This window comes from Zavarzinia sp. (assembly GCF_041650655.1).
GTDB lineage: Bacteria > Pseudomonadota > Alphaproteobacteria > Zavarziniales > Zavarziniaceae > Zavarzinia.
The window spans coordinates 1-3,700 of sequence record NZ_JBAZKR010000199.1 but is presented as its reverse complement, the minus strand read 5'-3'; the positions used below and the strand labels follow the sequence as shown (position 1 = coordinate 3,700).

The following is a 3,700-nucleotide window of genomic DNA, read 5'->3' as shown; positions in this document are numbered from 1 at the left end:
CGAAACCCGTCTCGCCGAAGTATCGGAGAGGGTCGGGGCGGGTGACGGACGCTTCGCCCTCTGCTTCCTCGATCTCGACCGTTTCAAGATCCTGAACGACAGCGCCGGCCACGCCGCAGGCGACGCCCTGCTGGTCGAGGTCGCCGACTGCCTGCGCAGAGCGGCCCGCGAGGGCGACATGATCGCCCGCCTGGGCGGCGACGAATTCGCCCTTCTGCTGGCTGATTCCGACATCGAGCAGGCGGAAGGAATAGCGCGTCAGGTGGTCGCCGCCCTGGCCGCCATCGATTTCTGCTGGTCCGAACGCAACTACCGGGTCAGCGCCAGCATCGGCATCGCGGAAATTCCGGCGACGCCGATCCCGGTCGGGGAGCTGATGAGCCGTGCCGACGTCGCCTGCTATGCCGCCAAGGCCAGCGGGCGCAACCGGATCTCGGCCTATCGTCCGGACGAGAGCGACGCCAGGCGTTACCACCGCGACATCCAGGTCGCTTCGAGCATCCGCCCCGCCATCGCGGCCGACCGCTTCCGCCTGTTCGCCCAGCGCATCGAATTCCTGCAGCCGAAGTGTGCCGGCCGGCGTTACTATGAGATCCTGCTGCGGCTCGAGGACGAGCAGGGTCAGCTCATGCTGCCCGGCGCCTTCATCCCGGCGGCCGAACGCTATGACCTGATGGGCGAGATCGACCGCTGGGTGATCCGCAACACGCTGCGCCGGCTCGGCCGCATGACGGAAGGCATCGACCAGGACTGCGGCCTGGCCGTCAACCTCTCGGCCAATTCGCTCAACGATCCCGGGCTCTGGGACTTCGTCAGTGCGGAACTGGCGGCATCGGGCATGGCGCCGGGACGGCTGCATTTCGAGATCACCGAAACCGCCCTGATCGACAACCTGGACGCCGCCAGCGCCTTCGTCGCCGAAGCCCGCGCCGCCGGCTGCGGTGTGACGCTGGACGACTTCGGGGCCGGCCTCAGCTCCTTCTCCTACCTGCGGCAATTCCCGGTCGATCAGCTGAAGATCGACGGCAATTTCATCCGCCAGCTACGCCACAGCGCGGTCGATCGCGCCATCGTCGAATCGATCAACGACCTCGGGCACAAGTTCGGTGCCCGCACGATCGCCGAATTCGTCGAGGATCAGGAGACCCTGTGTATGTTGCGCGAGATTGGCGTCGACATGGCCCAGGGCTACACCGTGGCCCGGCCGCAACCGATCGAAGTCGTCTTCCCGGAATTGGCGCCCCAGGTCACGGCCTGAGGCACCGGCCGCGGATCAGCGGCGCCAGCCGCCGCCATAAGCGCCGCCGTAATAGCCGTAGGAACCGCCGTAGTAACCGCTGTCGTTGCGGTCGTGACCACCGTCGCGACCATGATGGTGGCGATGGTAGCCGTCGTCCCTGTAACCGTAGCGATCCGGATAGACGACGCAGCCGGCGAGCGAGGCCCCGAGCAGGGCCGCCAAGGCGAAGCCACCGATCCGACGCATCAATTTGCCGTAACTCATCGTTTCCCTCCTGGGACGGGCCGAACGCGCGGCCCATACAGAAGAAACACGGACCCGCGTCGCTAGTTGCAGGTCCGTGCCGAAGCACTCAGCGGCCGTTGCCGTCACCCTGCCAGGGTTGGCGATGCGAATTCGTGCCGGGCCACGGGACGCCGTCCTGGTCCTGGTCCTGATTCTGCTGTTGCTGCTGACGCCGCTGCTCTTCGCGTTGCCGCTGCTGCTCCTGGCGCTGCTGGTCCTGGCGCTGCTGATCCTGGTGCTGGCGTTGCTGGTCCTGCTGGCGCTGCTGTTCCTGGCGCTGGCGTTGCTGTTCCTGCTGGCGCTGCTGTTCCTGGCGCTGGCGTTGCTGTTCCTGCTGGCGCTGCTGCTCCTGGCGCTGGCGTTGGTCCTGTTGGCGCTGCCATTGCTCGCGCTGGCGCTGCTGATCCTGCTGGCGCTGCCATTCCTCGCGGCGCTGCTGCTCGCGCCATTGCTGCTGGCGCCAGTCTTCGTCGCGGCGGTCGTCGCGATAGACCGGCCCACCATAGCCGCCATAGCCACCGTTGCCATAGGTGTCGTAGCCGTCATAGCCGTCATAGGTTTCGACGCAGCCCGCCAGCGAGCCGGCGAGAACCAGAGCCAGGGCGGTACCCGAAACCAAATGGCGCCAATTGCGCGTCATGACAGACCCCATGAGATCGTTCCCGGGACACAACGGTCCCGCAATAGATCAATGCAGACGGAGCCCGGCGGTTGCCGAAAAAGAAACGGGGCCGGCTGGCGCCGACCCCGTCCCTCGAACCGAATGTCCGGCTGGATCAGAAGTCCATGCCGCCCATGCCGCCCATGTCGCCGCCCGGCATCGGGGGCGCCTTCTTCTCGGGCTTCTCGGCGATCATCGCTTCCGTGGTGATCAGCAGGCCGGCGACCGAAGCCGCATCCTGCAGGGCGCAACGCACGACCTTGGTCGGGTCGATGATGCCGGCCTTGACCATGTCGGTGAAGACGTCGTTCTGGGCGTCGTAGCCGAGCTTCGTGTCCTTGCCTTCCAGGAGCTTGCCCGAGATCACCGCGCCGTCCTTGCCGGCGTTCTCGGCGATCTGGCGCACCGGAGAGAGCAGGGCACGACGGATGATGTCGACGCCGTGGCGCTGGTCCTCGTTACCGACCGAGACCTTGTCCAGGACGCGCGAGGCATAGAGCAGGGCCGAGCCGCCGCCCGGGACGATGCCCTCTTCCACCGCGGCGCGGGTCGCATGAAGCGCGTCGTCGACGCGGTCCTTGCGCTCCTTCACCTCGACTTCGGTCGAGCCGCCGACCTTGATCACCGCGACGCCGCCGGCCAGCTTGGCCAGGCGTTCCTGCAGCTTCTCGCGGTCGTAGTCCGACGAGGTCTCTTCGATCTGGGCCTTGATCTGGCCGACGCGGGCCTGGATCTGGTCCTTCTTGCCGGTGCCGTCGACGAGGGTGGTGTTTTCCTTGTCGATGACGACCTTCTTGGCCTGGCCGAGCATCTTCAGGTTGACGTTCTCGAGCTTGATGCCCAGGTCTTCGGAGATCACCTGGCCACCCGTCAGGATGGCGATGTCTTCCAGCATGGCCTTGCGGCGGTCGCCGAAGCCCGGCGCCTTCACGGCCGCGACCTTGAGGCCGCCACGGAGCTTGTTGACGACGAGGGTGGCGAGAGCCTCACCTTCCACGTCTTCGGCGATGATCAGCAGCGGACGGCCCGACTGCACCACGGCTTCGAGCACTGGCAGCATGGCCTGCAGGCCCGAGAGCTTCTTCTCGTGCAGCAGGATGTAGGGGTTGTCCAGCTCGACCGTCATCTTCTCCGCGTTGGTCACGAAGTAGGGCGACAGGTAGCCGCGGTCGAACTGCATACCCTCGACGACGTCGAGTTCGGTGTCGAGGCCCTTGGCCTCTTCGACCGTGATCACGCCTTCCTTGCCGACCTTTTCCATGGCCTTGGCGATCATGTCGCCGATGGCCTTCTCGCCGTTGGCGGAGATGGTGCCGACCTGGGCGATCTCGGCCGAGCCGGAGATCTTCTTGGACTGCTTCTTCACGTCGGCGACGACGGCCTCGACCGCGAGGTCGATGCCGCGCTTCAGGTCCATCGGGTTCATGCCGGCGGCAACGCCCTTGCAGCCTTCGCGGACGATGGCGGCGGCGAGCACGGTCGCGGTGGTGGTGCCGTCACCGGCGATGTCGTTG

Annotated in this window: 4 protein-coding genes; 1 reads left to right on the top strand and 3 read right to left on the bottom strand. The window is 66.4% G+C overall.

Annotation, left to right across the window (positions count from 1 at the left end):
* Nucleotides 1–1,258, top strand: a 1,258-nt coding sequence (locus WC493_RS22115; protein ID WP_373068604.1) for an EAL domain-containing protein, incomplete at its 5' end; no start/stop codon positions are given.
* Nucleotides 1,259–1,273: 15 nt separating this feature from the next.
* On the opposite strand, the gene WC493_RS22110 is transcribed toward WC493_RS22115, so the two are convergent.
* The 3 genes from WC493_RS22110 to groL form a co-directional block, all read right to left on the bottom strand.
* Nucleotides 1,274–1,504, bottom strand: coding sequence for a hypothetical protein (locus WC493_RS22110; RefSeq protein WP_373068602.1), 231 nt, complete (start codon nt 1,502–1,504; stop codon nt 1,274–1,276).
* Nucleotides 1,505–1,592: 88 nt separating this feature from the next.
* The gene (locus WC493_RS22105; protein WP_373068600.1) at nt 1,593–2,165 is read right to left on the bottom strand and encodes a hypothetical protein; all 573 of its coding nucleotides are present in this window, start codon (nt 2,163–2,165) and stop codon (nt 1,593–1,595) included.
* 136 nt (nt 2,166–2,301) lie between these two features.
* On the bottom strand, nt 2,302–3,700 hold a 1,399-nt coding region (gene groL, locus WC493_RS22100; protein ID WP_373068598.1), incomplete at its 5' end, for a chaperonin GroEL.

Bases quoted from the DNA above. Each gene is read 5' to 3' on its own strand.
- WC493_RS22110 (WP_373068602.1), bottom strand. From the start codon at position 1,504: ATGAGTTACGGCAAATTGATGCGTCGGATCGGTGGCTTCGCCTTGGCG.
- WC493_RS22105 (WP_373068600.1), bottom strand. From the start codon at position 2,165: ATGACGCGCAATTGGCGCCATTTGGTTTCGGGTACCGCCCTGGCTCTG.